The organism is Oceanobacter antarcticus (assembly GCF_044962685.1).
Classification (GTDB): Bacteria; Pseudomonadota; Gammaproteobacteria; order Pseudomonadales; family Oceanobacteraceae; genus Oceanobacter; species Oceanobacter antarcticus.
Genome location: NZ_JBBKTX010000137.1, coordinates 1 through 238, shown reverse-complemented (window position 1 = coordinate 238; position 238 = coordinate 1). Strand labels below are relative to the sequence as shown.

Sequence of the window (238 nt, the reverse complement as noted above, 5' to 3'; positions counted from 1 at the left end):
CTTTTCCTTTCGGGCTTGGGCTGACTTTCTGAGCGTCGATAAACTTACGTCGAGCGTGGGCCATGCAGGCCAGTGCGACGATGCCTTTTTGCTGCCCAATACGGTGATAGCCAATATAATCATCGGTTTGCAGGTAGCCTTGATAATCACCAAGCAGCGATCTGGCCACATCGGTGCGACGACGACTGGCGTAATCAAATAAGATAATGGGGTGTTCCCGATCACCGGTTTTTCGTAC

The 238-nt window shown here is 51.3% G+C and carries 1 protein-coding gene; it reads right to left on the bottom strand.

The features are described from left to right. Positions 1-238: IS66 family transposase (locus WG929_RS21245; RefSeq protein WP_416207653.1), on the bottom strand; the 238-nt coding region annotated here is incomplete at both ends.